Below are 24,982 nucleotides of genomic sequence, written 5' to 3'. Positions count from 1 at the left end.
TCCGGCCGTCGCGGGGCGGCAAAAATACAGATGAAATTAAAATAACGATGCAATTATACTTGTCGATTTCAATAAATAATGCAAATTTTTTGCTTTTCCCAGTTCAATAATAAGTGAATGCGCCGGATCACGTGCAATTTATTCTCGATTCTGATCAATAATATTTTTATGATGAGGAAAAAATTTAATATGCGCTATGATAGTACGATCATTGCAAGCAGCACGCAGGTTGTGCCATGAAATCGATCTCTAATATTGGCATCACGCCAAAACTTATTTCAATCATTGCTATTATTAGCGTGATATTTTTCGGATGTGCCTGGTATACGTCTCAAAAGATTGCAGCGATCGACGATGCGTACACGAGCCTGCTCGCGCAGGATGCCAGGGCGGCCGTCAAGATGGCGCGCGTGAACCGCAGCGTCATGCACCTCAGCTACGTCGCTTTCCGCGCCGTAGCCGAAGCCGGCACGCCGGAGGGGAGCCGCGCCGGCGACACCCTCGACAGCCTCGACAGCGCCGACGTCATCGTGCCGGAAGCGACAAAGCTGCTCGAAGGCGCACGTCAGGACGCCCCGGTCTTCCGTGAGCGCATGGACCGCGTTGCGACGCAGTTCGACGCCTATGCCCGGATCATCCGCGACATCCGCGACCTGACCGCCAAGGGCCAGATCGCCGAAACGTTGACGCTGGCACATCGGACGGCAGACCCCCTCCGGACGGAACTGATCGCGTCCGTCCGCTCACTGGTGCGCGATATCGATGCTTCGGTCCAGAAGCGGTCCGACGACCTGACCACCGAGACCAACGCGACGCGCTCCCTGCTGCTGAACGTGTCGCTCCTCGGCATCGCGGCGGGCATCGTCGGCGGTATCCTGGTCGTGGTCTTCGGCGTGACGCGCCCGATCCACCGGCTGACGGCCGTTCTGCGGCGCATGGCGGACGGGGAGATCGACGCCGAGATCCCCGAAGCACGGCGCGGCGACGAGATCGGCCTGATCGGCCGGGCCGTGGAGGGCATCAAGGCGCTGGTGGCCCAGAAGGCCGCCGAGCAGGCCGAGATCCGGCGGCTGGCCGACGAGGCGGCCGCGGAGGCGCGCCGCCGGGCCATGCTGGACCTCGCCGACGGCTTCCAGGGCACGGTCGGCCGGATCATCGGCCAGGTCTCGTCCTCGGCGACCGAATTGCAGGCCACCGCCCAGACCATGACCGCCACCGCCACGCAGACCGCCAGCCAATCCACCACCGTGGCGGCCGCGGCCGAGGAGGCCGCCTCCAACGTCAACACCGTGGCGAGCGCGGCCGAGGAGCTGGGCTCGTCGGTCCAGGAGATCGGCCGGCAGGTCGATGGTTCGGCCAAGCTCGCCCAGGGCGCGGTGTCCGAGGCCGACCAGACCGCGACCCTGGTGCAGGAACTCAGCGCCGCCGCCGCCAAGGTCGGGGACGTCGTCAGGTTGATCACCGACATCGCGGCCCAGACCAACCTGCTGGCCCTCAACGCCACCATCGAGGCCGCCCGGGCCGGAGAGGCGGGTCGCGGCTTCGCGGTGGTCGCCGCCGAGGTGAAGGAATTGGCCAACCAGACCGCAAAGGCCACGGAAGAGGTCGCCGGGCAGATCGGCCAGATCCAGAGATCCACCGGCGCGGCCGTCTCGGTCATCGCGGGGATCACCAACCGGATCCGGGAGATCGAGACGGTGGCGACCTCCATCGCGGCCGCGGTCGAGGAGCAGGGCGCGGCGACCCAGGGGATCGTGCGCAACGTCGGACAGGCGGCGCAGGGTACCGGCGCGGTGACCAGCACCATCGTCGGCGTGGCCTCGGCCGCCGAGGAGACCGGCAGGGCGGCGGGCCAGGTGCTCGACGCGGCCTCCGAGCTGTCGCGCCAGTCCGAGCATCTCAGCGGCGAGGTCGGCCGCTTCCTGGCGACGATCCGGGCCGCCTGAGCCCGTCGCCGAACCGCCTCCGTCCGCCCGGGATGTCAGCCCTGCACCGCCCCCCCTGTCGGGCGGGGGCGGCCGGGCGTAAAGCCTCGGCACCGTCCGCTCGCCCGGGTCCGATCGGCGGGTCGACCGGGAGGACACTGTGGGCCTCGTCTACGCGCTCGCCGCCTATCTGAGCTGGGGCCTGCTGGTCCCGGTGCATTTCCGTATGCTCGGGGCCTTCGGCCCGAACCACATCCTGGCCGAGCGGATCGTCTGGTCGAGCCTGTTCGCCGGTGCGCTGGCCCTGGCGCTCGCGTCGCGCAGGCGCCTCAACCTGCCGCTGCCCCTGTGCCGCCGCCACGCCCTGCTGGCGGTCTCGGCCGCGATGATCGGGGTGAACTGGCTGCTCTACCTCTACGCGATCGACCGCGGGCACCTGCTCGACGCGAGCCTGGGCTACTACATCAATCCCCTGGTCAGCGTGGCGTTCGGGCGCATCGTGCTCGGCGAGCGGCTGCGGCCGCTGCAGGCCGTGGCGGTGGGGATCGCGGCGGTGGGCGTCGCGGTCGCGGTCCTGTGGGCGGGGGAGTTGCCGGCCCTGTCGCTGTCGCTCGCGGTGAGCTTTGCGCTCTACGGGCTCGTCCGAAAGATCGTCGGGGTCGACGCGCTGGTCGGGTTCCTGGCCGAGACCCTGCTGCTCCTGCCGCTGGCGATCCTGTGGCTCGTGTTCTCGCCCGAGCCGTTCCTGCCGGCGGAGCCCAAAAGCCTCGCGCTGCTGATGCTGACGGGGGTGACCACCGCGCTCCCGCTGATCTGGTTCGCCGCCGCCGCGGTACGCCTGCGCCTGACCACGCTGGGCCTGCTGCAATACGTCGCCCCGACCTGCCTGCTCGGCCTGAGCGTCCTGGCCTATGGCGAGCACGTGGAACCGCCCCGGGCGGCGATGTTCGTCCTGATCTGGGCGGCGCTCGCCCTCTACAGCGTCGACGCGCTGCGCGGCCGGCGGCCGGTCGAACCTGTGGTCGAGGTCCGGTCGGATCCCGACCCGATGCGTGTATAAGGCAGTCCATGCGCCCCGCGGGGCGCGCGAGACGGGATACCGGCGGGCCGATGAGCGAATCCGAGGGCGGCCGAGGCGTCGTCACCGATGCCGATTACAGGAATCTCGCCGAGACGCTGCCGCAGCTCGCCTGGATCGCCGAGGCCGACGGGACCATCGTTTGGTACAACCAACGCTGGTACGACTACACGGGCAGCACCCTGGAGGAGATGCGCGGCTGGGGCTGGCGCGCCGTCCACCATCCCGACCACGTCGAGGCCGTGACCGAGCGCTTCCGGGCGGCGATCATGCTCGGCCAGTCCTGGGAAGACACGTTCCCGCTGCGCGGCAAGGACGGGATCTACCGCTGGTTCCTGTCCAAGGCCCTGCCGCACCGGGACGCGGCGGGCAACATCCTGCGCTGGTACGGCACCAACACCGACATCTCCCGCCGCCGCGCCGTCGAGGACCGCCTGCGCGATTCCGAGCAGCGCTTCCGGGCCCTGGTGGACGCCTCCGCGGCGGTGATCTGGAACACCAACGCGGTGGGCGAGCTGATGCCGCCCCAGGTCCGCTGGAGCACCTATACCGGCCAGAGCGAGGAGGCTTACCAGGGCTGGGGCTGGGTCGACGCGGTCCATCCCGACGACCGGGGCCACGCCGCCGATGCCTGGGCCGCCTGCGTCGAGGCGCGCAAGCCCTACGAGGTCGAGTATCGCCTGCTCCGCTACGACGGCGCGTGGCGCACCATGGAGGTGCGCGGCGTGCCCGTGCTCGCCGAGGACGGCACCCTGCGGGAATGGGTCGGCACCTGCGTCGACGTCACCGACCGCAAGGAGGCCGAGGAGGCGGTCGAGCGGGCGCGCCAGGCGGCGGAAGCCGCCAACCGGGCGAAAAGCCAGTTCATCGCCAACATGAGCCACGAGCTGCGCACCCCGCTCTCGGCGGTGATCGGCTATTCGGAGATGCTCGGCGAGGAGCTGGAGGATATCGGCCAGGCCGCCCTGCTGCCGGACCTGCGCAAGATCGAGGCGGCGGCCCGGCACCTGCTGTCGCTGATCAACGACGTGCTCGACATCTCCAAGATCGAGGCCGGGCGCATGACCGCCTCGGCCGAGACGTTTTCGGTGTCGGACCTGCTCCGGGACGTCTCCGACGCCACCGGTTCGCTGGTGGAGAAGAAGGGCAACCGCTTCGTCCTCGACGCGGACGGTGCCGAGCTGGGCGCGATGCACCAGGACCAGACCAAGATCCGCCAGTGCCTCCTGAACCTGATCGGCAACGCCGCCAAGTTCACCGAGACGGGGACCGTCACCCTGGCGGTGCGCCGCCACCGGGAGGACGGGGCGGACTGGCTGTCCTTCGCGGTGACCGATACCGGCATCGGGCTGAGCCAGGAGCAGATCGGCCGCCTGTTCGAGCGCTTCGTGCAGGCCGACGAGTCGACCACGCGCCAGTTCGGCGGCACCGGCCTCGGCCTCGCGATCACCCGGGCGTTCTGCCAGACCATGGGCGGCGACATCGCCGTGACCAGCACGGAAGGGCAGGGCGCGACCTTCACGGTCCGCCTGCCCGCGGTGCTCAAGGCCGAGGACGAGCCGCAGGAGATCGCCGCCGAGGCCGCGGCGGCCGCGGTCGAGCCGCACGAGCAGCACGAGACGGTCCTGCTGGTGGACGACGACCCGGCCGCCCGGGAGCTGCTCCAGCGCTTCCTCGAGCGCGAGGGATTCCACGTCCGCACCGCCAATGACGGGCGTGCCGGCCTGACGCTCGCCCGGGCGCTCAAGCCGCGGGCGATCCTGCTCGATGTCGAGATGCCGCGCATGGACGGCTGGGCGGTGCTGCACGCCGTGCGCAACGATCCGGATCTCGCCGGCACGCCGGTGATCATGACCTCGGTGGTGGCCGAGCAGGGGCTCGGCCAGGCGCTCGGCGCCACCGACTACTTCGTCAAGCCGATCGACTGGGACCGGCTGAAGGGCATGATGGAGCGCTACCGCCCGGAAGGGCCCGGGGAGGCGCGCGTCCTCGTGGTCGACGACGACCCGGATGCCCGCGAGCGCCTGCGCCGGTCGCTGGGCCGCGAAGGCTGGACCGTGGACGAGGCCGAGAACGGCCGGATCGCCCTGGAGCGGGTCAGCCAGACGCGCCCGAGTCTGATCCTGCTCGACCTGATGATGCCCGAGATGGACGGGTTCAGCTTCCTGCGGGCCCTGCGCGCCCGGCCGGACGGCGACGTGCCGGTGGTGGTGCTCACCGCCAAGGAGATCACCAGCGCCGAGAAGGCGAGCCTCGGCGCCCACGCCGACCGGGTGATCGCCAAGGGCTCCATGAGCCTCGCCGAGATCGGCCGGCAGTTGCGGGTGCTCTACGCGCGCTCGACCGCCGAGCCGGTCCCGGGCCGGCTCCAGGGCCTGATCGAGCGGCTCGCCGAGAACGATGTGGGAGAGACACCATGAGCGACAACGGGATCGATCCGGACAAGGCGGCGGCGATCCGCCTGCGGGCGCGGCTGGCGGTGGTGGAGCGGGCAGCGTGGTTCGGCCTCGTCCACGCGATGAAGACGCAGCCCGCCGAGACCGAGGCCTACATCGCCTCCGAGCGGGCGCGCTGCGCGGAGGGCTTTGGCGGCACCAGCTGGGCCAAGGATCTCACCGACGCCGAGCGCAAGATGCTCGGCGAGGAGGTCGATGCCGGGCTGGCGCAGCTGATCGCGGATGCGCGCGGGGAGATCTGACCATCGCATCGGCGCAGCGCCCGCGCCGGGCTCATGCTCCGCCAAACAGATCCCGCCAGGCCGGCGGCAGGCCCATGATCGACAGCGGCGCCACCGCCGCGTAGCCCGGCAGGCTCGTCGCGCAATAGACCCCGCGCGCCACACTCCGCGCCAGCACCCGCGCGGCGGCGTCGCCCAGGCGGGCGAGATCGGCCACCGGGTCGGCCAGCGGCACGGCGCCGGTCGCGACCGCGAAGACGAGGTCGCCGTCGAGGGGCGTATGGGCCGGCACCAGGGCGCGGGCGAGGCCGTCCTGCGCGGCCACCGCGAGGCGCCGGCATTGGGCCTTGGTCAGGGCCGCGTCGGTGGCGACCACCGCGAGCGTCGTCGCCGCGCCGGGCAGCGTCCGGGCCGGGAAGGCGAGGGCGTCGGCCGGCACCCGGGCGAGCGAGCCGAGGCCGCCGAATTCGTCCGCCTGCTCGAACGGCGCGGCCCAGAAATGCGGCCCGTCGCCGATGGTCGCATTGCCGAAGGCGTTGACCGCCGCCAACGCGCCGACCGAGAAACCGGTGCCCGGCACGGTCGCCGAGGCCGAGCCGACCCCGCCCTTCAGGCGCCCGGTGCGCGCGCCCGTGCCGGCCCCCACGGAGCCGAGGGCGAAGTCGTCCGACGCGGCGGCGGCGGCCAGAAAACCCAGCTCGCGATAGGGCGGGTAGCGGCCCCAGTCCTTGTCGCCGCCGTTGAGCAGGTCGAACAGGATCGCGCCCGGCACGATCGGCACCCGCATCGGGCCGACCGGAAAGCCGCGCCCGGCCTCGGCGAGCCAGGCGGTCACGCCGGCGGCGGCGTCGAGCCCGAAGACCGAGCCGCCCGAGAGCACCAGGGCGTCGATCCGCTCCACCGTGCGCTCGGGATCGAGCAGGTCGGTCTCGCGGGTGCCCGGGCCGCCGCCGCGCACGTCCACCGAGGCGATGACGGGGGCGTCGAACAGGATCGCGGTGACCCCGCTGGCGATCCGGAGGTCGCTGGCGTGGCCGACCCGCAGGCCGGGAATGTCTGCAATGCAATTGCGCGCCATCGATCCAGCTTGCCACGCTCGGCGTTCCGCGCAAATCCCCGCTGGCGCCGTTGAAACCCGGTCCGGGTGATCCATACGGCATGGCGGCAGATCGCGTCGAGGAGCACGGCATGGACGTCGGATTCATCGGATTGGGGCGGATGGGCCGCGGCATGGCGGCCAACCTCGCGCGGGCGGGCCACCGGGTCCGGGCCTGGAACCGCTCGCCCGAGGGCGCCCGCGGCATCGAGGGCGTGACCCCGGTGGCGAGCGCCGCGGAGGCGTTTGCCGGGGATGCGGTCGTCACCATGCTGGCCGACGACGCGGCGCTGGAGGCGGTGATCGTGGCGGGCGGCCTGCTCGACCGGCCCGAGCGCCCCGGCCTGCATATCGGCATGAGCACGATCTCGGTGGCGCTGGCCAGGCAGCTCACCGCCGTGCACGAGCGGGCCGGCGTTCCTTACGTCTCCGCGCCGGTCTTCGGGCGGCCCGACGTGGCCGAGGCGGGCAAGCTCAACATCGTGGCGGCCGGCGATGCGGCCGCGCTGGAGCGGGCCGCGCCGCTGCTCGACGCCATGGGCGCCAGGATCTGGCCCTTCGGCGACGCGCCGTCGCGGGCGAACGCGGTCAAGCTCGCCGGCAACTTCATGCTGATCTCGGCGATCGAGGCCATGGGTGAGGCCTGCGCGCTCACCAAGGGCCACGGGGTCGCGGGCGCCGACTTCCTCGACCTGATGACCAACACGCTGTTCGCCTCGCCGGTCTACAAGGGCTACGGCGCCTCGATCGCCCAGAACCGCTACGAGCCGCCGGGCTTCGGCCTGAAGCTCGGCGCCAAGGACGTGCGGCTGGCCCTCCAGGCGGCGGAGGGCGCGGGCGTGCCGATGCCGTTTGCCAGCGTCCTGCGCGACGGGCTGATCGAAGCGATCAGCCACGGCGACGGCGAGAAGGACCTCGCCGCTCTGGCCCGGGTCTCGGCGCGACGGTCCGGGCGCAGCTGAAACGGCGCGGACGGTGCCTCGCATCTGAGATACAAGTTCGATAGATAAAGTGACTTCGAGAGTCTCCTTCCGAAAGCTGATCGCCGCCGTTCGGAAAGAGACGCACCAAAACCGAAGACCCGGCGCATCGTCCTGGATCCGGTATCCAGGACGATGCGCTGACGACAGGGTCGACCGACGATCGCGGCGGTGGAGCGTATGCCGAAGAACGTCTCACAAAACGCCCTCTCCGCCGTCCTGCGCGGAGAAAAAGCTTTGGGGTCCGGGGCGTTTCGTGAGGTGCTCTCAATCGGATCAGGCCCATGATTCACCGCCGTCTGTCGCTGCACGCGATGATGCTGTCCACGAAGGTGATTCTCCTTGCGATGCTCGCGGTCGCGCTGACGACGGCGGCACTCTGGATCACCGTTTCCCATCAGACCTGGTCGCAGATGGAGCAGCAGCAGCGCACCAACGGCGAGCACAACCTGCGCACGCTAGCGCTCCTGATGGCCGGGCACGTGCCCGGGACGAAGGCTGACCTGACGGGCTCGCGGGTTGCCAGGGTGGTGACGCCGAGCCTTTCGGACTTCGCGGACGCGACCGTCCCGGACGACGCGGTGGCCTATTCCGGCGGCGTCGCCACGGTCTTCAGCTACGAGCCGGCCTCCAACACCTTCGTGCGACGCCAGACCACCGTGCGCCGCGAAGACGGCACCCGCGCCGTGGGCACCAATCTCGCGGCGGATCACCCGGCCCAGGCCGCGATGCATGCCGGCCAGACCTACGAGGGCCCGGCGACCCTGTTCGGGCGCCGCTTCTACACGGTGTACCAGCCGACCGTGGATGCGGCCGGGACGGTCAACGGCATCCTGTTCATCGGCCTGCCGATCGAGATGTATTTCGACGCCTATACGGGGACGATGACAACCGTCAGCATCGCCGCCCTGGCCATCGCGGTGCTCGCCTGCGCGCTGATCGGGCTGATCGCGCCGCGCCTGTTCCGGCCCTTCACCGCGATCTCCGCCCGGATCGAAGCGCTGGCGACGGGCGATCTGGAGACCGCGATCCCCCATGCCCAGCGCGGCGACGAGATCGGCACCGTCGCCCGGTCCCTCGAAGTGCTGCGCAGCGTCGGCCTGCGGACGCGGGACCTCGAGCAGAGGCAGAGCGCGGCGGCGGCGGACGTGGCACGGCGCCGGGCGGATCTCGACCACGCCATCGAGGCGTTCCGCGGTCAGGTGGTGGTGCTCAAGGATTCGCTGACCACGAGCACCGGCGAGATGCGCATGCGGGCCGACGAGATGGTGGCCAGCTCCGCCGAGGCCGAGGTCGCCGTGGCGAAGACCGAGCGGAGCTCCCACGAGACCTCGGCCAGGATTCAGACGGTGGCGAGCGCGGCCGAGGAATTGTCCGCCTCGATCGGCGAGATCGGCACGCAGCTCGACAAGGCCGAATCGCTGGTGGCCGATGCGTCGGCGGAAGCGGACGCGATGAGCACGAAGATCGGCGCGCTGTCCGTTGCCGTGGGCCGCATCGGCGACGTCGTCGGGCTGATCCGCCAGATCGCCGGCCAGACCAACCTGCTGGCGCTGAACGCCACGATCGAAGCCTCCCGGGCAGGTGAGGCCGGCAGGGGCTTCGCGGTCGTGGCCGCCGAGGTGAAGGCGCTGGCGGACCAGACCGCTCGGGCCACGGAGGAGATCGGCGGCCAGATCGCCGCGGTGGAATCCTCGACGGCGGCGACCGTGGCGGCGATCGGCCAGATGGGCGCGCGCATGCGGACGGTCCGCGAGACCACGGGCGGGATCGCCATCTCGGTCACGGCCCAGGGCGCGGCGACCGCGGAGATCTCGCGCAACGTCGCCGATACGGCCGGCGCCACCGAGGTGATCGCCGCCGGACTGATCACGGTAGCCGATGCCGCGAAGCGTTCCGCCCGGATGGCGGCCACGGTGACCGTGGCGGCTCAGAGCGTCGACACGGTCGCGGCCGACCTCGAAGGGGAGATCGAACGGTTTCTCGCGCAGGTGGCCGCGTAGCGCACAGGATGAACCGGTTACCCGTGTTCGTTGCCTGTCCGGGCAGCGGACGGGCGAATGCGCCTCCCTGCATGCCTGCGCGAGCGCTCGCCGCCGACGTGAAGGCCGGTTCGGCGTCAGAGAGCGCTGACGGAACCCCGCTTGGCTTCCGCTTCGATCGAGCGGCGGCCGTATCATTCCGGACCGATCCCACCTCGCGTCGCCCCCGCGGTCGGGATTGCGGTGCACGCTCCGGACGCGACGAAGGGTGCGGCAGGGTCGAGGGTTTCAGCGATCCAGGGCCCGAAGCAGGCCGATGTTCTGCTTGATCTTGTCGGTCAGCTCTCGCTGCTGCTTGATGGCGCCGCTGAGGCCGCCGAGGGACCGTTCGATCACGTCCGAATGCACGAAAATGTTTTCCACCTCGCCGATCGTCTCCTTGTAGCGCTGTGCCTCGGAGGCGAAGGCCTGCCGCGTGTCGGCGATGATGCCGCCGAGCTTCGAGAGGGACACCTCCATGTCGCTGATCGAGCCCTCGGATCGCTTGAGGATCGTCCTGGTATCGCCGGCGAGTTTCTTGACCTCCCCGGCGACCACGCCGAATCCCTGTCCGGCCGATCCCGCGCGGGCCGCCTCGATGGTCGCGTTCAGAGCCAGGAGGTTGGTCTGGCCGGTGATCCCGCCGATCACGCCGAGCACCGCGCGCAGTCCGGTCATGGCGTCGTTGAGGGCGCGAAACTCGTCCGCGAGCAGGGCGGCGTTGTCACCGTTCGTACTCCCCTGCGCCCCGTGGGCCAGGATCGTGCGGCGGATGCCGTCCATCAGCGCGGTGATGCCGGTCACCTCTTGCAGCGAGCTCTCGATGGTGCCGATGAAATCGAGATAGCTCGTGATGTTGCCGATGATGTCCGATCGGAGCCGATTGAGGATCTGCAGCCGGTTGAGGCGGCAGAGCGTAAAATAGTTTTGGTACCGCCCGTAATGCACGGGAAAGATATCCATCATCGGGTCATGGAACGACGCGTCGCCGGGGTCGAAGAACACGATCGCCGAGAGCGTCTGATTGATGTTGATCCCGTACAGTTCGCCGAAGGTCGAGAAGCCCGCAGCCGGCATGTCCCACAGGCCGGCCATGTCGGCCAGTTGCTCCGGATTGTTGACCCGGCGCAGCATGCAATCGTTGAGGATGGCGCCAACCGGATTCGGCTTGTCGCGCAGGAAGGCCGCGATCGCCTTCTGCGTCTCGCCCACGAAGTCGTTCGCATCGAGGAGGAACAGCTCGTCGCCGATGTTGATGTCGCAGTAGAATGAGACGGAGCCGGTCTCCACGTCGATCACGCCCACCGAACGCACGAACAGCTCGCCCTCGATATCGATCCCGAAGGTTCGCTTGCCCAAGCGTGCCAGCAGGTCGGTCGGCTTCGCCGCGAGCGCCTTGCTCAGCGCCGCGACGAACGGCACGACGTCGCCCGTTTTCGGATCGATGATGGCCCGGACGGTTCGCGTCTCGGCGACGGCATCGACCACCGTGAAGGACAGATCCGACTTGCGGAAGTTTTGGGTCTTGAAGATGCTGTAGCGCTTGCCGGGCCGCATCTTCAGAAAACAGAAGACGGCGTGGTTCTCCAGCACCTTCTGTCCATCGAAGATCAGTGTCTGGACCAGATCGAACTTTCCGGCGGCGGAACCGCCCACGAACGGACAGGGAAAGCGTCCGACCTGGTAGATCGCCTCCATCACGTATTCCTCGCTCACGGCGAGACCGTCGATGAAGGTCAGGGCCAATGTGTCGGCGTAGTTGACCGGGAAGGGAAGGTCGATCGCCTTCAGGGCCGTCGAAATCCGTCCGACCCGCTCGTCGCGCGTCAGGGCGACGCGCCCGGAACGGATGTCTTCGCTGTTGAGGGGGACGCTGTGGATGCTCACCCGGCCGACGAGCCCGGCCGAGAGCACCTGGACGACCACGGTCCCCCAGGTCTCGGGCGCGGGATGGTACAAGCGCGAGCCGCCGGATTGGACAATTCGCCCGCCGTCGTCACGGCGACGACCGGCGTGGTCCCCGCCTTGGCGGCGAGTTGCGTGACGATTCTCCGGAAATCGACATGCGGCGAGAGATAGGCGATCACGAGGGCGGCTGCGGTATCCCCGAACCGGAACGAGGCGTCGTCGATACCAGACAAGCTGGCATCCGCATCCAAAACACGCATGTATTCGGCCGGAGTATCCGAGGAGTAATCCCCTGAGGGTGCAAAGACACCATCCTGCGGCGCCGCCGTTTCGACGGGCGTATGCTGCTTACGCCGATTGAACAATTTAGTCACCGAAATCAAAATTGCTCTATTGTTGACATCATACAGATTAATAAAATTGAATCAAGGCAACGCCTGCGCCCAATCAATACAATATACATCGGTTTTAAAACAAATATTTATGACAACTGTGAGCTTTTTGCCCGTTTTATGCTTATCTGGGCATCAAGCATGCAAACTCGACCCTATAGATGCACGCCGAGATATCATTATAACCCGTGCAATCTTTGATTATGCGTCAATCGCGGGTCGCCCAGGGAGACGAGCCCGCACCCTGCGCGTGTCGAAGAATCGACGCCCCGGCGTCACAGCCCGAAGCGGGCGAAGGCGGCGCGCTCCTCCAGCGCGGCCATCGCGCCCTCGGCGATCCCGCCGGGCGCCCCGCCCCGGCGCAGCAGGCGGGACAGGAGCCCGCCTCTGGCCTCGGCGACGAGCCGCAGGTCGACCGTGTCGCCGAAGCGCGCCCGCATGGTCGAACGCACGTCGCCGAGCGCGTCGACCAGCCCGAGGGGCAGCGCCTGGCGGCCGGTCCAGACCGCGCCGGTGAACAGGTTTTCGGATGTCGACAGGGTCGGGCGCCGGGATGTGACGAGGCCGGTGAACAGGTCCTGGATGTCGGCCTGGAGGCGCTTCAGGCGCTCCACGTCGGCCGGGTCCTCCGGGCGGAACGGGTCGAGCATCGACTTCGCCTCGCCCTGGGTGTGCACCCGGCGCTCGACGCCGATCTTCTCCAGGAGGCCCTGGAAACCGAAGCCGGCGGAGACCACGCCGATCGACCCGACGATCGAGGTCGGGTCGGCGACGATCTCGTCGGCCGCGCAGGCGATCATGTAGCCGCCCGACGCCGCGACATCCTCCACGAAGGCCACGACCGGGAGCTTCTTCTCCTCGGCCAGCGCCCGGATGCGGCGGTGGATCAGGTGCGACTGCGCCGGCGCGCCGCCCGGCGAGTTGATCACGATCGCCACCGCCTTGATGCCGGGCATCGTGAAGGCCCGCTCCAGGCTGCCCGCCACGCCGCCGATCGAGAGTCCCGGGCGGATCGGCGAGACCGCCCCGATCGTGCCGGAGAGCCGGACCACGGCGACCCGCGGGCGACGGTCGCGGAAGCGGCGCGGCAAGAAGGCTCGGAGGGCGTTAGGAAGGGCGAACGGCATGGAGGCTCTTGGACAGCGCGGGAAACGGGAGTGCTGCCGCCCGAATTGGGTTTTCCGGCGCCGCGCGCAAGGGAAACGAGACAGGAGGTCCCGGTAACCCTGTCCGTCTGCGCAGTCAGAGCGGATCGAACCGTTTGCCGACCTTGGCGGTTCCTGCCTGCGGCGCGCGGTTCGTGCCGGCCCGGATCGGCTGCGCGCCGCCGGGGGCTCACACGGGAGAGAGACGATGCGACCCTGGCCTATCCTGGTCCTGCTCGCCGCGCTGATCGGGGGCCTTGCCGGCGCCCCCGCGCGGGCGGCGCCCCTGCCGGTCCCGGCCGCCGCCGAGGCTGCGGCGCCCGCTCCGGCGGTGCAGCTCGCCCGCTGGCACTACCGACGCCACTGGCACCGGCACCATCATTGGCGGCGCCACTGGCATCACCGGCGCCATTTCTGGCACCGCCGCCACCATTGGCACCGTCACCACGGGCACCGGCGGCCCATCGCGTATCGCCGCCATTTCGGCCCGCGGCACCCGACGTTCTACTGAAGCGTGCAGCCCGCGCCCCGGCCGGAACGGTCCGGGGCGCAGCCTTGTGCGCGGGCGCGGAAAAGCTTATTTAACCACCTGATATCACTGCTGTTCCGCAAGGCCGTCCGGGCGCTCCGCGCGTCACCGGGACGGTCGCCAGCACCGCCCCTCCGGGCCTGATAACGGGTACTTCCTTGGCCGAGACCGATCCGACGGGCACCACCCCGCCCGCCAGCGACATTCGCCCCGTCTCCATCACCGACGAGATGCGCCGCTCCTACCTCGATTACGCCATGAGCGTGATCGTGAGCCGCGCGCTTCCCGACGCGCGCGATGGCCTGAAGCCGGTGCACCGCCGCATCCTGTATTCCGCCTTCGAATCCGGGCACCTGCCGGAGCGGAAATACGTCAAGTCGGCGCGCATCGTCGGCGACGTGATCGGTCTCTACCACCCGCACGGCGACCAATCGATCTACGACGCCTTGGTGCGGATGGCGCAGGACTTCTCCATGCGCCTGATGCTGATCGACGGGCAGGGCAATTTCGGCTCGGTCGACGGCGATCCGCCGGCGGCCATGCGCTACACCGAATCGCGCCTGGCCAAGCCCGCCACCGCGCTCCTGTCCGACATCGACAAGAACACCGTCGACTTCCAGCCGAACTACGACGAATCGCGGGAGGAGCCCAAGGTCCTCCCGGCCCGGTTCCCGAACCTCCTGGCCAACGGCGCCGGCGGCATCGCGGTCGGCATGGCGACCAACATCCCGCCGCACAATCTCGGCGAGCTGATCGACGCCTGCATGGCGCTGATCGACGATCCGGGGCTCACCATCGAGCAGCTCACCGAGATCGTCCCCGGGCCGGACTTCCCCACCGGCGGCATGATCCTCGGCCGGGCCGGCACCCGGCTGGCCTACGCCACCGGCCGCGGCTCGGTGATCATGCGCGCCAAGTCGCATGTCGAAGAGCTGCGCAAGGAGCGCGAGGCTCTGATCTTCACCGAGATCCCGTATCAGGTGAACAAGGCGACGCTGGTCGAGAAGATCGCCGAGCTCGTGAAGGAGAAGCGGGTCGAGGGCATCTCGGACCTGCGCGACGAATCCGACCGCAGCGGCATGCGCATCGTGGTCGAGATCAAGCGCGACGCCATGGCCGAGGTGGTGCTGAACCAGCTCTACCGGTTCACGCCGCTGCAATCCTCCTTCGGCTGCAACATGGTCGCCCTCAACGGCGGCCGGCCGGAGCTGATGAACCTGAAAGACCTGCTCCAGGCCTTCGTGGACTTCCGCGAGGAGGTCGTCTCCCGGCGCACCAAGTTCCTGCTCGGCAAAGCCCGGGAGCGCGCCCACGTGTTGTGCGGCCTAGCCATCGCGGTCGCCAATATCGACGAGGTGATCCGGCTGATCCGCACCTCGCCCGATCCGAACACGGCCCGCGAGGCCCTGATGGGCCGCGACTGGCCGGCCCATGACATCGCGCCGCTGATCGCGCTGGTGGACGACCCGCGCCACCGGGTCGCCGAGGACGGCACCTACCGCCTGTCCGAGACCCAGGCCCGCGCCATCCTCGACCTGCGCCTGCAGCGCCTCACGGCGCTCGGCCGCGACGAGGTCGGCGACGAGTTGAAGACCCTGGCCGACGAGATCGCCGACTATCTCGACATCCTGCGCTCGCGCGCCCGCATCCAGACGATCGTGAAGGACGAACTCCTCGAGGTGCGGCAGCAATTCGCCACGCCGCGCCGGACCGAGATCGTCGATTACGATTCGAGCGTCGACGACGAGGACCTGATCGCCCGCGAGGACATGGTGGTGACCGTGTCCCATGCCGGCTACGTCAAGCGCGTGCCGCTCTCGACCTACCGGGCCCAGCGCCGGGGCGGGAAGGGCCGTTCGGGCATGGCGACCCGCGACGAGGATTTCGTCACCCGCCTGTTCGTGGCCAACACCCACACGCCGGTGCTGTTCTTCTCCAGCCAGGGCCAGGCCTACAAGGAGAAGGTCTGGCGCCTGCCGATGGCCGCCCCGAACGCCCGCGGCAAGGCGCTGGTGAACATCCTGCAATTGCAGGACACCTCCGAGCGCATCACCACGATCATGCCGCTGCCCGAGGACGAGGCGTCCTGGGAGACCCTCGACGTGATGTTCGCCACCGCCAGCGGCAACGTCCGGCGCAACAAGCTGTCGGACTTCGTCCAGGTGAACCGCAACGGCAAGATCGCCATGAAGCTCGATCCGGGCGACCACATCGTCCATGTTGAGATCTGCCGGCCGGACCAGAACGTGCTGCTGACCACGGCGATGGGGCAGTGCATCCGCTTCCCCGTGGAGGACGTGCGCGTGTTCAAGGGCCGCGATTCGACCGGCGTGCGCGGCATCCTCCTGGCCAAGGACGACCGGGTCATCTCGATGACGATCCTGAACGCCTTCGACGCCAGCGCCGAGGAGCGGACCGGCTACCTGAAGATGCGCCGGGCCGTCACCGGCGAACAGGAGGAGGGCGTCGAGGTGGAGGCCGAGGAGGGCAGCACCGAGGCCGCCGCGATCTCCCAGGAGCGCTACGCCGAGATGGGCGCGGCCGAGCAATACGTGCTCACCCTGTCCGAGCGAGGCTACGGCAAGCGCTCCTCGTCGTTCGAGTACCGGACCTCGGGCCGCGGCGGCAAGGGCATCACGGCCATGCGGGTCAACGACCGCAACGGCAGCCTCGTCGGCTCCTTCCCGGTCGAGGCCACGGACCAGATCATGCTGGTCACCGACCGCGGCCAGCTGATCCGGGTGCCGGTGGACGACATCCGCATCGTCGGCCGCGCCTCGCAGGGCGTGACCGTGTTCAACACCGCCAAGGACGAGAAGGTCGTGTCGGTGGAGCACATCGTGGGCGAGGACGAGACCGAAGCCGGCGCCGAGGGCGGCCTGGACGGCGGCATCGAGGGCGGCCCCGAAGCTGGTCCGGAGGACGGCGCCGAGGCGGTGTGAGGCTTCGGCCCGCGCACCCCGAGGTTCCGTCCCGCGCAAAAATGCTCTAGGTCGGGCCTCGATGACCCGCACCGCCCTCTATGCCGGCTCGTTCGATCCGGTCACGAACGGCCATCTCGACGTGGTCCGCCAGGCCTGCCGGCTGGTGGACCGCCTCGTGATCGCCATCGGCGTCCATCCCGGCAAGGCGCCGCTGTTCTCGGCCGAGGAGCGCGCCGCCCTGCTCGCCGAGACCTGCGGGCCGGTGGCGCAGGCCGAGGGCGCGACGCTGGAGATCGCGACGTTCGCGGACCTCGCGGTCTCGGCGGCACGGCGCTGTGGGGCTTCGATCTTCATCCGCGGCCTGCGCGACGGCACGGATCTCGACTACGAGATGCAGCTCGCCGGCATGAACGGCGCCATGGCGCCCGGGGTGCAGACCGTGTTCCTGCCCGCCTCGACGCAGGCGCGCCCGATCACCGCGACGCTGGTGCGCCAGATCGCCGGCATGGGCGGGGACGTCTCGCCCTTCGTGCCCGCGGCCGTCGCCGACCGCCTCCGGCAGCGCTTCGCCGCCACCGCCTGATCCCCTGACGTTTCTGGAAGGAACCCGATGAACCGCCGCCACGCCCTCCTCGCGCTCGCCCTCACGCTCGGCTCCGTCCCGGCCGCCCGGGCCGCCGACGCCAACACGGTCTATCTCGAGACCAAGGACGGGCGCATCACGATCATGCTGCGGCCGGACCTCGCTCCGAAGCACGTGAAGCAGATCAAGACGCTGGTCTCCCAGGGCTTCTACGACGGCCTGAAGTTCCACCGGGTGATCGACGGCTTCATGGCGCAGACCGGCGACCCGAAGGGCAACGGCACCGGCGGCTCCAGCCTGCCGAACATCCCGGGCGAGTTCTCGCAGACCGCCGAGTTCCGCCGCGGCACCGTGGGCATGGCGCGCTCGTCGGACCCGAACTCGGCCAACTCGCAGTTCTTCATCTGCCTCGGCGACGCGCCGTTCCTGAACAAGCAATACACCGTCGTGGGCAACGTCACGGACGGGCTCGACGTGCTCGACAGGATCAAGAAGGCCGCCCCTGGCGCGCTGGGCGGCGCCGTGCAGGACCCGGACAAGATCGTCCGCATGACGCTCGCCGAGAAGGCGAAGTAGCGCCCGCCGATGTGGCGCCGGCTGGCCGTCCTCGGCGCGCTCGCCCTCGCCCCGGCGGCGGCGCGCGCCTATGACGGATTCTATGCCTATGGCGGCTACGCGTACGAGCCCGGGGGCGGCTATCCGCTGAGCCTGCCGCAGACCCTGCGGGGCACCGTCGCGGTGCCGCTCGCGCATCGTCCGGCCCGGGCGGCCGACACCCTGGCCGAACTCTATCTGGTGCTGGCGGCCTGCTGGCAGCCGCCCGCCGGCCTCGGCCGGCCGGAAGCGGGGTCCGACGACGTCGAGATCACCGCACGGCTGTCGCTGCGGCGCGACGGCAGCCTGATCGGCCCGCCGCGGATCACCTACGCGGCGGGGTTCGCGCGCGGCCAGCGCGGCAGCCTGATGCGGGCGACCCTGGACGCGCTCGCCGGCTGCACGCCGGCCAAGATCACCCCGGGCCTCGGCCGGGCGATCGCGGGGCGGCCGGTGGCCCTGCGGTTCGTCTACCGCCCGCCGGCCTGACCGTTTCGCCGCGCTCGCCGGATCGGGCGGGCGCCGCTACATTCCCACCAACTGGAAGGACCTACCATGGCCGACACCGAAACCCTCATCCTCGAGACCACCAAGGGCCGCGTCGTGATCGCGCTGCGCCCCGACCTCGCCCCGGGCCATGTCGAGCGGATCAAGACGCTGGCGGCCCAGGGCTTCTACGACGGCGTGCCGTTCCACCGGGTGATCGAGAACTTCATGGCCCAGACCGGCGACCCGACCGGCACCGGCTCGGGCGGCTCAGAGCTGCCGGACCTGAAGGCCGAGTTTAACGCCGAGCCGCACGTGCGCGGCACCTGCTCGATGGCCCGCACCAACTTCCCGCACTCGGCGAACTCGCAGTTCTTCATCTGCTTCGACGACGCCCGCTTCCTCGACAAGCAGTACACGGTCTGGGGCCAGGTCGTGGAGGGCATGGACGTGGTCGACACGATCAACAAGGGCGAGCCGCCGCGCTCCCCGGACAAGATCGTCAAGGCGAGCGTGGGCGAGGCGGCTTAATTTCAGACCTGGCCGCCCGTGTCCGCGATGATCGCGAGCGTGGGCGGCCGGCCCCGGAAGATCGGGGCGTGTCGGCTGCGCTGCGGAGTCTCAGCTTTGCAGCATCGGCACGGAACGCTACGCTTCGTCCGTGTCCGAATCTCGCAGACGCGCGCGAACCTTCAAGACGGCTTGGTTCGCCAAGACGGCGCGGAAAGCTCATATCGCCGATCGAGACTTGTGCGCGGCGATCCTGGAGGTCGAGCACGGCCAGGCTGACGATCTCGGCGGCGGTGTCTTCAAGAAGCGCTTGAACAAAAACATGCACCGGAGCGTCATACTGGCCAAGATCGGTCATTACTGGCTCTATCAGTACCTGTTCGCGAAAAAGGATCGCGCCAACATCGAAGACAACGAGCTGAAGGCGTTTCGCTTGCTCGCCAAGGACCTCGGCAGGACAACGGATGCCGACATTGCGCGGCTCATTGCGGCCGGCCACATCACGGAGATCTGCGATGACCGGGAAACGGGCCTTTAAGAGCGACGCCTTCGAGTCGATCCATGCGACCGCGATGGCCTTGCGCGCGGTTGGCGTGACCGATGCGGTAACGATGCGCAGCTTCGACGAGATCTGCCTCGCCGTGCCGCCAGCGATCGAGCCCGCGCAGATCAAGCAGTTGCGCGAGAGCCTCAACGTCAGCCAGCCGGACTTCGCCCGCTATCTCAACACCAGCGAGAGCACTGTGGAGAAGTGGGAAACCGGCGCCAAGAAGCCCAGCGGCACCGCGCTCAAGCTTCTGGCAGTCGTTCGGAAGCACGGTCTGCAAGTTCTGGCTTGAATTCGAGTTCTGCTGCCGTGGCCAGATCCTCCGGCGTGTTGACGTTCAGGAACGGATCGACCCGCCCGATGGGCCATTCCACGATGGCCGCGCCATGACGCGCGATGAACGCCCCCACCCGCCGCTCGTCCCGCTCACCCAGCGCGCGGCGCAGATCGTCCCGCAGCCCGACCGGCCAGAGCGCCACGGTGTAGTGCTCGCGCCCGCCCGAGGCGGCGAGCGCGATCGGCGCGTCCTTCTGCGCCGATCCGAGCCGCACGGCGAGATCGCCCGGCAGGAATGGCGCGTCCCCGGGCACGCTCAGGACATGGGTCACGACCGGATGATGCGCGGCGGCGTGGTCGAGCCCCGCGAGAAGGCCGGCGAGCGGACCCGGGAAACCCGGCACCGTGTCGGGTAGCACCGGCCCCGGAAACCCGGCGAACCGGGCCGGATCGCCGTTGGCGCTGAGTGCGAGCCCCGCCCCGCATTGCGGGCAGAGGCGCTCGACCACGCGCTCCAGCAGCGTCCGCCCGCCCAGCCGCATCAGCGGCTTGTCGGTGCCGCCCATCCGCCGGCCGAGGCCGCCGGCCAGGATCAGGCCTAGGATCTGCGGGCGGTCGACCAAGAAACAATCACTCGAAGACGATCTTGGGCGCGGTGCGCCCGGCCGGGGCGCTCGAGAGGTTCGCCCACAGAGACGCGGCGATGTCGCGGTAGATCTTGGCGTGCGGGCCGTCCGGATCGGTCGCCACCACGGGCCTGCCGGAATCCGAGGTCTCCCGGATCGTCATGTCGAGGGGCACCTCGCCGAGGAACGGCACGCCGAGGCGCTGCGCCTCGATGCGGGCGCCGCCATGCCCGAAGATGTGCGAGGCGTGGCCGCAATTCGGGCAGACGAAGGTCGCCATGTTCTCGATCACCCCGAGGATCGGGACCGCGACCTTCTTGAACATGGTCACGCCCCGGCGGGCATCGATCAGCGCGAGGTCCTGGGGCGTCGAGACGATGACGGCGCCGGACAGCGGCGTCGCCTGGGCCATGGTGAGCTGCGCGTCGCCGGTGCCCGGCGGCATGTCGACGATGAGCACATCGAGTTCGCCCCACAGCACGTCGCGCAGCATCTGGGTGATGGCCGACTGCACCATCGGCCCGCGCCAGATCATCGCCGTCTCGGGCTCGATCAGGAAGCCGATCGACATGACCTTCAGGCCGTAGCCGACCATCGGCTCCATGGCCTTGTTGTCGACCACGGTGGGCTTGCCCGACAGGCCGAACAGTTTTGGCACCGACGGCCCGTAGATGTCGGCATCGAGCAGGCCGACCTTGAGGCCCTGCGCCTGGAGGGCGAGGGCGAGGTTGCAGGCGGTGGTTGACTTGCCGACGCCACCCTTGCCGGAGGCGACCGCCACGATGTGGCGCACGCCGGCGATCTGCGGCCCCTGGTTCGGGGGCGCGCCCGGCCGCGGCGGCGCGACCGGCGGCGGCGTCACCGGGCGGGGCGGGGCGTCGCTCTGGGCCGGCATGCCCGGACCGCGCTCGGAGGTCAGGCTCGCGAACACGCCGGAGACGCCCGGCATCTGCAGGACGCAGCCCTCAGCCTGCCGCCGCACCGGCTCGAACCGCTCGGCCTCGCTCGGATCGACCAGGATGGAGAACATCACCCGGTTGCTCGGATCGACCACGACCTGGGACAGCCGCCCGGAGCCGGGCAGGGTGGTGCCGGCGGCATCGACGGTGACGGATTGGAGCGCGCGCAGCACGTCGTCGCGGGTAATCGCCAAATCGTCCTCCCCCGGGAGCAAGCAGGTCTAATACCCGCTGCATGTAACCGAGCGCCGTGAGAACACCAGACCCCGCCCCGGCTATCGAGATCCCCCACGGTCCGCGACGCGTAGCGGTTTTCCCTCGAAATTGCCGGCCACCGGCCGTACATTCCGGGCCAGTATGGAGATGGCGATGCGCAACGCTCGACGGTCGGAAGGCAGCCCGAAGATCCGGCGACGAGCCGATCGCTTGGAGGCCCGCGTGACGGCGGAGCAGAAGGCCCTCGTCGCGCATGCCGCAGCGCTCGAAGGACGCAGCATCACCGACTTCGTCCTGACGAGCGTCCAGGATGCCGCCAAGCGCGCCATCGCGGAGCATGAGGTAATCCAGCTCAGCGTTCGGGATTCCCGCGCCTTCGTGGAGGCGCTTCTCGCGCCGCGCGAACCCAGTGAGCGGATGCGGGATCGCGTCGCCACGTACCGAACGCTGATGGGTGGCTCGGAGACGTGACCGTCGGCGCAAGGCCGGCCATCGAGTTCTTCGATGCCGGGCGGCACGATCGGTCCCGCTTCGCGTGCGGCGTCGATGCCCTCGATCGCTATCTCCGCTCGCAGGCCGGTCAGGATGCGCGCCGCCGGGTGGCGGCACCCTATGTCCTGCTGGAGCCTCCGGAACCCGCCATCCTGGGCTTCTACACCCTCGCCAACACCGCGATCCGGGCTGCCGAATTGCCGGCGGCGTTCGTTAGGAAACTGCCGCGCTACCCTGTCCTGCCGGCGACGTTGCTCGGCCGGCTGGCGGTCGATGCGACGCGGCGCGGCAAGGGGTTCGGCACGCTTCTCCTCTTGGATGCGCTGCTGCGCTGCCTCAGGAGCGAGACGGCCTCCCTGGCGGTGGTGGTCGACGCGAAGGATGAAGGAGCGGCCTCGTTCTACGAACGCCATGACTTCCTTCGGCTGCCGGATCAGCCCCGCCGTCTGTTCAAGCCGATGGCTGAGATCGAGATGCTGTTTGGCAATCGCGATTCGTGAATTGTGCCCCCGGTGTCACCGCCGCCCAGCGGAACCGCGATCAGATTGCATTCCTCCATCGGCCCCCGCACCACGCTACCGTCGCCGCGCTGGTCGAAGCCGTGGCGGACGCGGCGGCAGCCGAGCGGGCCGCGCAGGCGCTTCGCGCGCGCGATATGGACGCGGCCGGCGCGCGGCCCGGAGAAGTCGCGGCCGCCGGCCAGGCCGATCCGATGAGCACCGCCAGGCCCCGACCGGCTCTCCATCGCCCGTTCGCCCCCATCCCGACACCGCCTGAACCAAGCGGGCCTTCGCCCGTTGTCGAGGCGACTTGCGGGCGGCGCCTCACCGGAGGGGTCCGCCCGCGCGACTCGAACGCCACCTCGGCGACAGCAAGGAGATCGGTTTCATGCATCAGGGCAACCACCGCGACCACGAGGGCGCCAAGAAGCTGTTCGAGCTGGTCAAGGACGTGAAGATCGCCATGATGACCACGGTCGATGCCGAGGGGACGCTCAACAGCCGCCCGATGTGGAACAACGACGCCGACGAGAACGGCGATCTGTGGTTCTTCACCAAGCTGCACTCGCCCAAGACCACCGAGATCAGCAAGGACAACCAGGTGAACCTGGCCTATTCCGACCCGTCGAGCCAGACCTACGTGTCGGTGGCCGGCAAGGCCGAGATCGTGCGCGATCAGGCCAAGATCGACGCGAAGTGGAATGAGAGCCTGAAGACCTGGTTCCCCAACGGCAAGAACGATCCCGAGGTCGCGCTGATCCGCGTCCATCCGGAGAAGGGCGAGTACTGGGACAGCCCCAACAGCACGATGCTGCACCTCTACGGCTACGTGAAGGCCTCGCTCACCGGCGAGAGCCCCAAGACCGACACCAAGAAGGTCGACCTCGCCTGATCTTTTGTGACTTGGCTTTGTGATTTGGCGACGTGGGTAACGGGGGGCGGCGCGTCGTAGGGACGGGCCGCCCTTCTTCTTGACGCGGCCGCGCCCGGCATGCGCTCTGCGCCGTGAGACGCGCGGACGAGTCCGAAACACATGATTGATCTGGCGAAGCGGGTCTACGATCACAGCTTCCGCATCGACCCGATCGTGCGGTCGCTGCTCGACACCGATTTCTACAAGCTGCTGATGGCGCAGACGATCCTGCGCCGGCACCCGCAGATCGACACCACCTTCGGGATCACCAACCGCACCAAGCGCATCCGCATCGCCGACGAGGTCGATGCCGGGCTGCTGCGCGAGCAGCTTGACCATGCCCGCAGCCTCCGGCTCAGCAAGGGCGAGGTGACCTGGCTGCGCGGCAACGTGTTCCGCGGCCAGGGACGGATCCTCGGCCCCGAATTCGTGGCGTGGTTCGAGGGTTTTCAGCTGCCCGAGTACGAGCTCGCGGTCCATGACGGCCAGTACGAGCTGACCTTCCACGGCCCCTGGATCGAGACCACGATGTGGGAGGTCCCGGCGCTGGCGATCCTGAACGAGTTGCGGGCACGCGCCGTGCTGAAGGGGCTCGGCAAGCTCGACCTGCAGGTGCTCTACGCCCGGGCGATGACCCGGGTCTGGGAGAAGATCCAGCGGCTGCAGACGCTGCCCGACCTGTCGGTGGCGGATTTCGGCACACGGCGGCGCCACGGCTTCCTCTGGCAGGATTGGTGCGTGCAGGCGATGGCCGAGGGGTTGGGCGGCGCGTTCCTGGGCACCTCGAACTGCCTGATCGCGGCCCGGCAGGAGGTCGAGCCGGTGGGCACCAACGCCCACGAACTGCCGATGGTCTACGCGGCGCTGGCCGGGGACGATGCGGCGCTCGCCGCCGCGCCCTACGCGGTGCTGGCCGACTGGCAGGAAGATTACGACGGCAACCTGCGGGTGATCCTGCCCGACACCTACGGCACCACCGGGTTCCTGGCCAACGCCCCGGACTGGGTGAGCGACTGGACCGGGATCCGCATCGATTCGAAGGACCCGATCGCGGGGGGCGAGGAGGTGATCCGGTTCTGGCAGGATCGCGGATACGATCCCGGGGAAAAACTCGCGATTTTCTCCGACGGGCTCGACATCGACGAGATCGAGCGCATCCACGGCCATTTCCACGGCCGCATGCGCATCGGCTACGGCTGGGGCACCCTGCTCACCAACGATTTTCGCGGTCTCCTGCCGGACGGCAAGCTCGATCCGGTATCCGTGGTCTGCAAGGTCATGGCGGCCAACGGCCGCCCGACGGTCAAGCTCTCCGACAACCCGACCAAGGCCCAGGGACCGGCCGACGAGATCGCCCGCTACCGCCGGGTTTTCGAGGTCGGCGAGCAGGAGGCGCTGCCGGTCCTGGTGTGAGGGACGACGCTTCGCCGCCGGCACAGGAAACGCGGCCCTTTCCCGGGCGCATGCAGCGCCAGCGGCATGCGACCCGGGACCTAGCGCAAGACGACGCGTAGCGTCCGTGTTGGCTTGAAAGGTGCCGTTGCACGGCGCTTTTTCCGCTGGGTCCCGGATCACCTTCCACTGACGTTCCAGGTGTCCGGGAAA

23 protein-coding genes and 1 pseudogene are annotated in these 24,982 nt (G+C 69.1%); 18 read left to right on the top strand and 6 right to left on the bottom strand.

All coding sequences use genetic code 11. The annotated features are described in order from the left end of the window. Window positions 1–236: 236 nt before the first annotated feature. The 4 genes from MKL09_RS14670 to MKL09_RS14655 all read left to right on the top strand — a co-directional run bounded on the left by MKL09_RS14670 (window position 237) and on the right by MKL09_RS14655 (window position 5,701). Window positions 237–1,946: a methyl-accepting chemotaxis protein gene (locus MKL09_RS14670; RefSeq protein ID WP_244021140.1), complete on the top strand. Its 1,710-nt coding sequence runs from the start codon at window positions 237–239 to the stop codon at window positions 1,944–1,946. 139 nt (window positions 1,947–2,085) lie between these two features. After that, on the top strand, window positions 2,086–2,985 hold the full coding sequence (rarD, locus tag MKL09_RS14665; RefSeq protein ID WP_244021137.1) for an EamA family transporter RarD: 900 nt from the start codon (window positions 2,086–2,088) through the stop codon (window positions 2,983–2,985). 50 nt (window positions 2,986–3,035) lie between these two features. Further along, window positions 3,036–5,423 (top strand): response regulator, encoded by a 2,388-nt coding sequence (locus MKL09_RS14660; RefSeq protein WP_244021135.1) that lies wholly within the window; start codon window positions 3,036–3,038, stop codon window positions 5,421–5,423. Next, complete coding sequence (locus MKL09_RS14655; protein WP_244021134.1) at window positions 5,420–5,701, top strand: hypothetical protein; 282 nt, start codon at window positions 5,420–5,422, stop codon at window positions 5,699–5,701. The genes MKL09_RS14660 and MKL09_RS14655 overlap by 4 nt, the downstream gene beginning before the upstream one ends. Before the next feature lie 31 nt (window positions 5,702–5,732). Here MKL09_RS14655 and MKL09_RS14650 read toward each other — a convergent pair whose 3' ends face one another. Beyond that, window positions 5,733–6,758 (bottom strand): P1 family peptidase, encoded by a 1,026-nt coding sequence (locus MKL09_RS14650; protein ID WP_244021133.1) that lies wholly within the window; start codon window positions 6,756–6,758, stop codon window positions 5,733–5,735. A 110-nt stretch (window positions 6,759–6,868) separates the two neighbouring features. Here MKL09_RS14650 and MKL09_RS14645 point away from each other — a divergent pair, with 110 nt between their 5' ends. Then, on the top strand, window positions 6,869–7,738 hold the full coding sequence (locus MKL09_RS14645) for an NAD(P)-dependent oxidoreductase (RefSeq protein WP_244021132.1): 870 nt from the start codon (window positions 6,869–6,871) through the stop codon (window positions 7,736–7,738). 302 nt (window positions 7,739–8,040) lie between these two features. Further along, window positions 8,041–9,759, top strand: a complete 1,719-nt coding sequence (locus tag MKL09_RS14640) for a methyl-accepting chemotaxis protein (RefSeq protein WP_244021131.1) — start codon at window positions 8,041–8,043, stop codon at window positions 9,757–9,759. 267 nt (window positions 9,760–10,026) lie between these two features. Here MKL09_RS14640 and MKL09_RS14635 read toward each other — a convergent pair whose 3' ends face one another. Then, window positions 10,027–11,736, bottom strand: coding sequence for a methyl-accepting chemotaxis protein (locus MKL09_RS14635; RefSeq protein WP_279605881.1), 1,710 nt, complete (start codon window positions 11,734–11,736; stop codon window positions 10,027–10,029). A 616-nt stretch (window positions 11,737–12,352) separates the two neighbouring features. Further along, complete coding sequence (locus MKL09_RS14630) at window positions 12,353–13,204, bottom strand: S49 family peptidase (RefSeq protein WP_244021130.1); 852 nt, start codon at window positions 13,202–13,204, stop codon at window positions 12,353–12,355. A 226-nt stretch (window positions 13,205–13,430) separates the two neighbouring features. Between MKL09_RS14630 and MKL09_RS14625 the strand changes: the two genes are divergently transcribed. From MKL09_RS14625 to MKL09_RS14590, 8 genes are all read left to right on the top strand, one after another. After that, on the top strand, window positions 13,431–13,733 hold the full coding sequence (locus tag MKL09_RS14625) for a hypothetical protein (RefSeq protein WP_244021129.1): 303 nt from the start codon (window positions 13,431–13,433) through the stop codon (window positions 13,731–13,733). A 176-nt stretch (window positions 13,734–13,909) separates the two neighbouring features. Next, window positions 13,910–16,693: a DNA gyrase subunit A gene (gene gyrA, locus MKL09_RS14620; RefSeq protein ID WP_244021128.1), complete on the top strand. Its 2,784-nt coding sequence runs from the start codon at window positions 13,910–13,912 to the stop codon at window positions 16,691–16,693. Window positions 16,694–16,754: 61 nt separating this feature from the next. Further along, a complete protein-coding gene (coaD, locus tag MKL09_RS14615) occupies window positions 16,755–17,258 on the top strand; it encodes a pantetheine-phosphate adenylyltransferase (protein ID WP_244021127.1) in 504 nt (167 codons plus the stop codon). Between the two features lie 27 nt (window positions 17,259–17,285). Beyond that, window positions 17,286–17,834: a peptidylprolyl isomerase gene (locus tag MKL09_RS14610; protein WP_244021122.1), complete on the top strand. Its 549-nt coding sequence runs from the start codon at window positions 17,286–17,288 to the stop codon at window positions 17,832–17,834. A gap of 9 nt (window positions 17,835–17,843) precedes the next feature. Then, on the top strand, window positions 17,844–18,341 hold the full coding sequence (locus tag MKL09_RS14605; RefSeq protein ID WP_244021117.1) for a hypothetical protein: 498 nt from the start codon (window positions 17,844–17,846) through the stop codon (window positions 18,339–18,341). Between the two features lie 66 nt (window positions 18,342–18,407). Further along, complete coding sequence (locus MKL09_RS14600; RefSeq protein ID WP_244021116.1) at window positions 18,408–18,869, top strand: peptidylprolyl isomerase; 462 nt, start codon at window positions 18,408–18,410, stop codon at window positions 18,867–18,869. Between the two features lie 130 nt (window positions 18,870–18,999). Continuing rightward, a complete protein-coding gene (locus MKL09_RS14595) occupies window positions 19,000–19,386 on the top strand; it encodes a type II toxin-antitoxin system RelE/ParE family toxin (protein ID WP_244021115.1) in 387 nt (128 codons plus the stop codon). Beyond that, window positions 19,364–19,687, top strand: coding sequence for a helix-turn-helix domain-containing protein (locus MKL09_RS14590; protein WP_244021114.1), 324 nt, complete (start codon window positions 19,364–19,366; stop codon window positions 19,685–19,687). The genes MKL09_RS14595 and MKL09_RS14590 overlap by 23 nt, the downstream gene beginning before the upstream one ends. Here the strand turns inward: MKL09_RS14590 and mobA are convergent. Together mobA and apbC are read right to left on the bottom strand one after the other, a co-directional pair. After that, a complete protein-coding gene (mobA, locus tag MKL09_RS14585; RefSeq protein ID WP_279605880.1) occupies window positions 19,638–20,294 on the bottom strand; it encodes a molybdenum cofactor guanylyltransferase MobA in 657 nt (218 codons plus the stop codon). The two genes, MKL09_RS14590 and mobA, sit on opposite strands and share 50 nt — an antisense overlap. Window positions 20,295–20,301: 7 nt before the next feature. After that, window positions 20,302–21,450, bottom strand: coding sequence for an iron-sulfur cluster carrier protein ApbC (gene apbC, locus MKL09_RS14580; protein ID WP_244021113.1), 1,149 nt, complete (start codon window positions 21,448–21,450; stop codon window positions 20,302–20,304). A 175-nt stretch (window positions 21,451–21,625) separates the two neighbouring features. On the opposite strand from apbC, the gene MKL09_RS14575 reads away from it, so the two are divergent. Continuing rightward, complete coding sequence (locus MKL09_RS14575; RefSeq protein ID WP_244021112.1) at window positions 21,626–21,943, top strand: DUF1778 domain-containing protein; 318 nt, start codon at window positions 21,626–21,628, stop codon at window positions 21,941–21,943. Then, window positions 21,940–22,464: a GNAT family N-acetyltransferase gene (locus MKL09_RS14570; protein ID WP_244021111.1), complete on the top strand. Its 525-nt coding sequence runs from the start codon at window positions 21,940–21,942 to the stop codon at window positions 22,462–22,464. The genes MKL09_RS14575 and MKL09_RS14570 overlap by 4 nt, the downstream gene beginning before the upstream one ends. Before the next feature lie 23 nt (window positions 22,465–22,487). On the opposite strand, the pseudogene MKL09_RS14565 reads toward MKL09_RS14570, so the two are convergent. Beyond that, window positions 22,488–22,709 (bottom strand): annotated as a pseudogene (locus tag MKL09_RS14565) (hypothetical protein); the annotation flags it as partial. Window positions 22,710–22,852: 143 nt separating this feature from the next. Between MKL09_RS14565 and MKL09_RS14560 the strand changes: the two are divergent. Further along, on the top strand, window positions 22,853–23,356 hold the full coding sequence (locus tag MKL09_RS14560; RefSeq protein WP_244021110.1) for a pyridoxamine 5'-phosphate oxidase family protein: 504 nt from the start codon (window positions 22,853–22,855) through the stop codon (window positions 23,354–23,356). 141 nt (window positions 23,357–23,497) lie between these two features. Next, window positions 23,498–24,790, top strand: coding sequence for a nicotinate phosphoribosyltransferase (locus MKL09_RS14555; RefSeq protein WP_244021109.1), 1,293 nt, complete (start codon window positions 23,498–23,500; stop codon window positions 24,788–24,790). Window positions 24,791–24,982: the final 192 nt, after the last annotated feature.

This window comes from Methylobacterium sp. J-048 (assembly GCF_022829515.1).
Classification (GTDB): Bacteria; Pseudomonadota; Alphaproteobacteria; order Rhizobiales; family Beijerinckiaceae; genus Methylobacterium.
The sequence above is the reverse complement of the archived record's forward strand: the minus strand, read 5'-3'. Positions and strand labels throughout refer to the sequence as shown.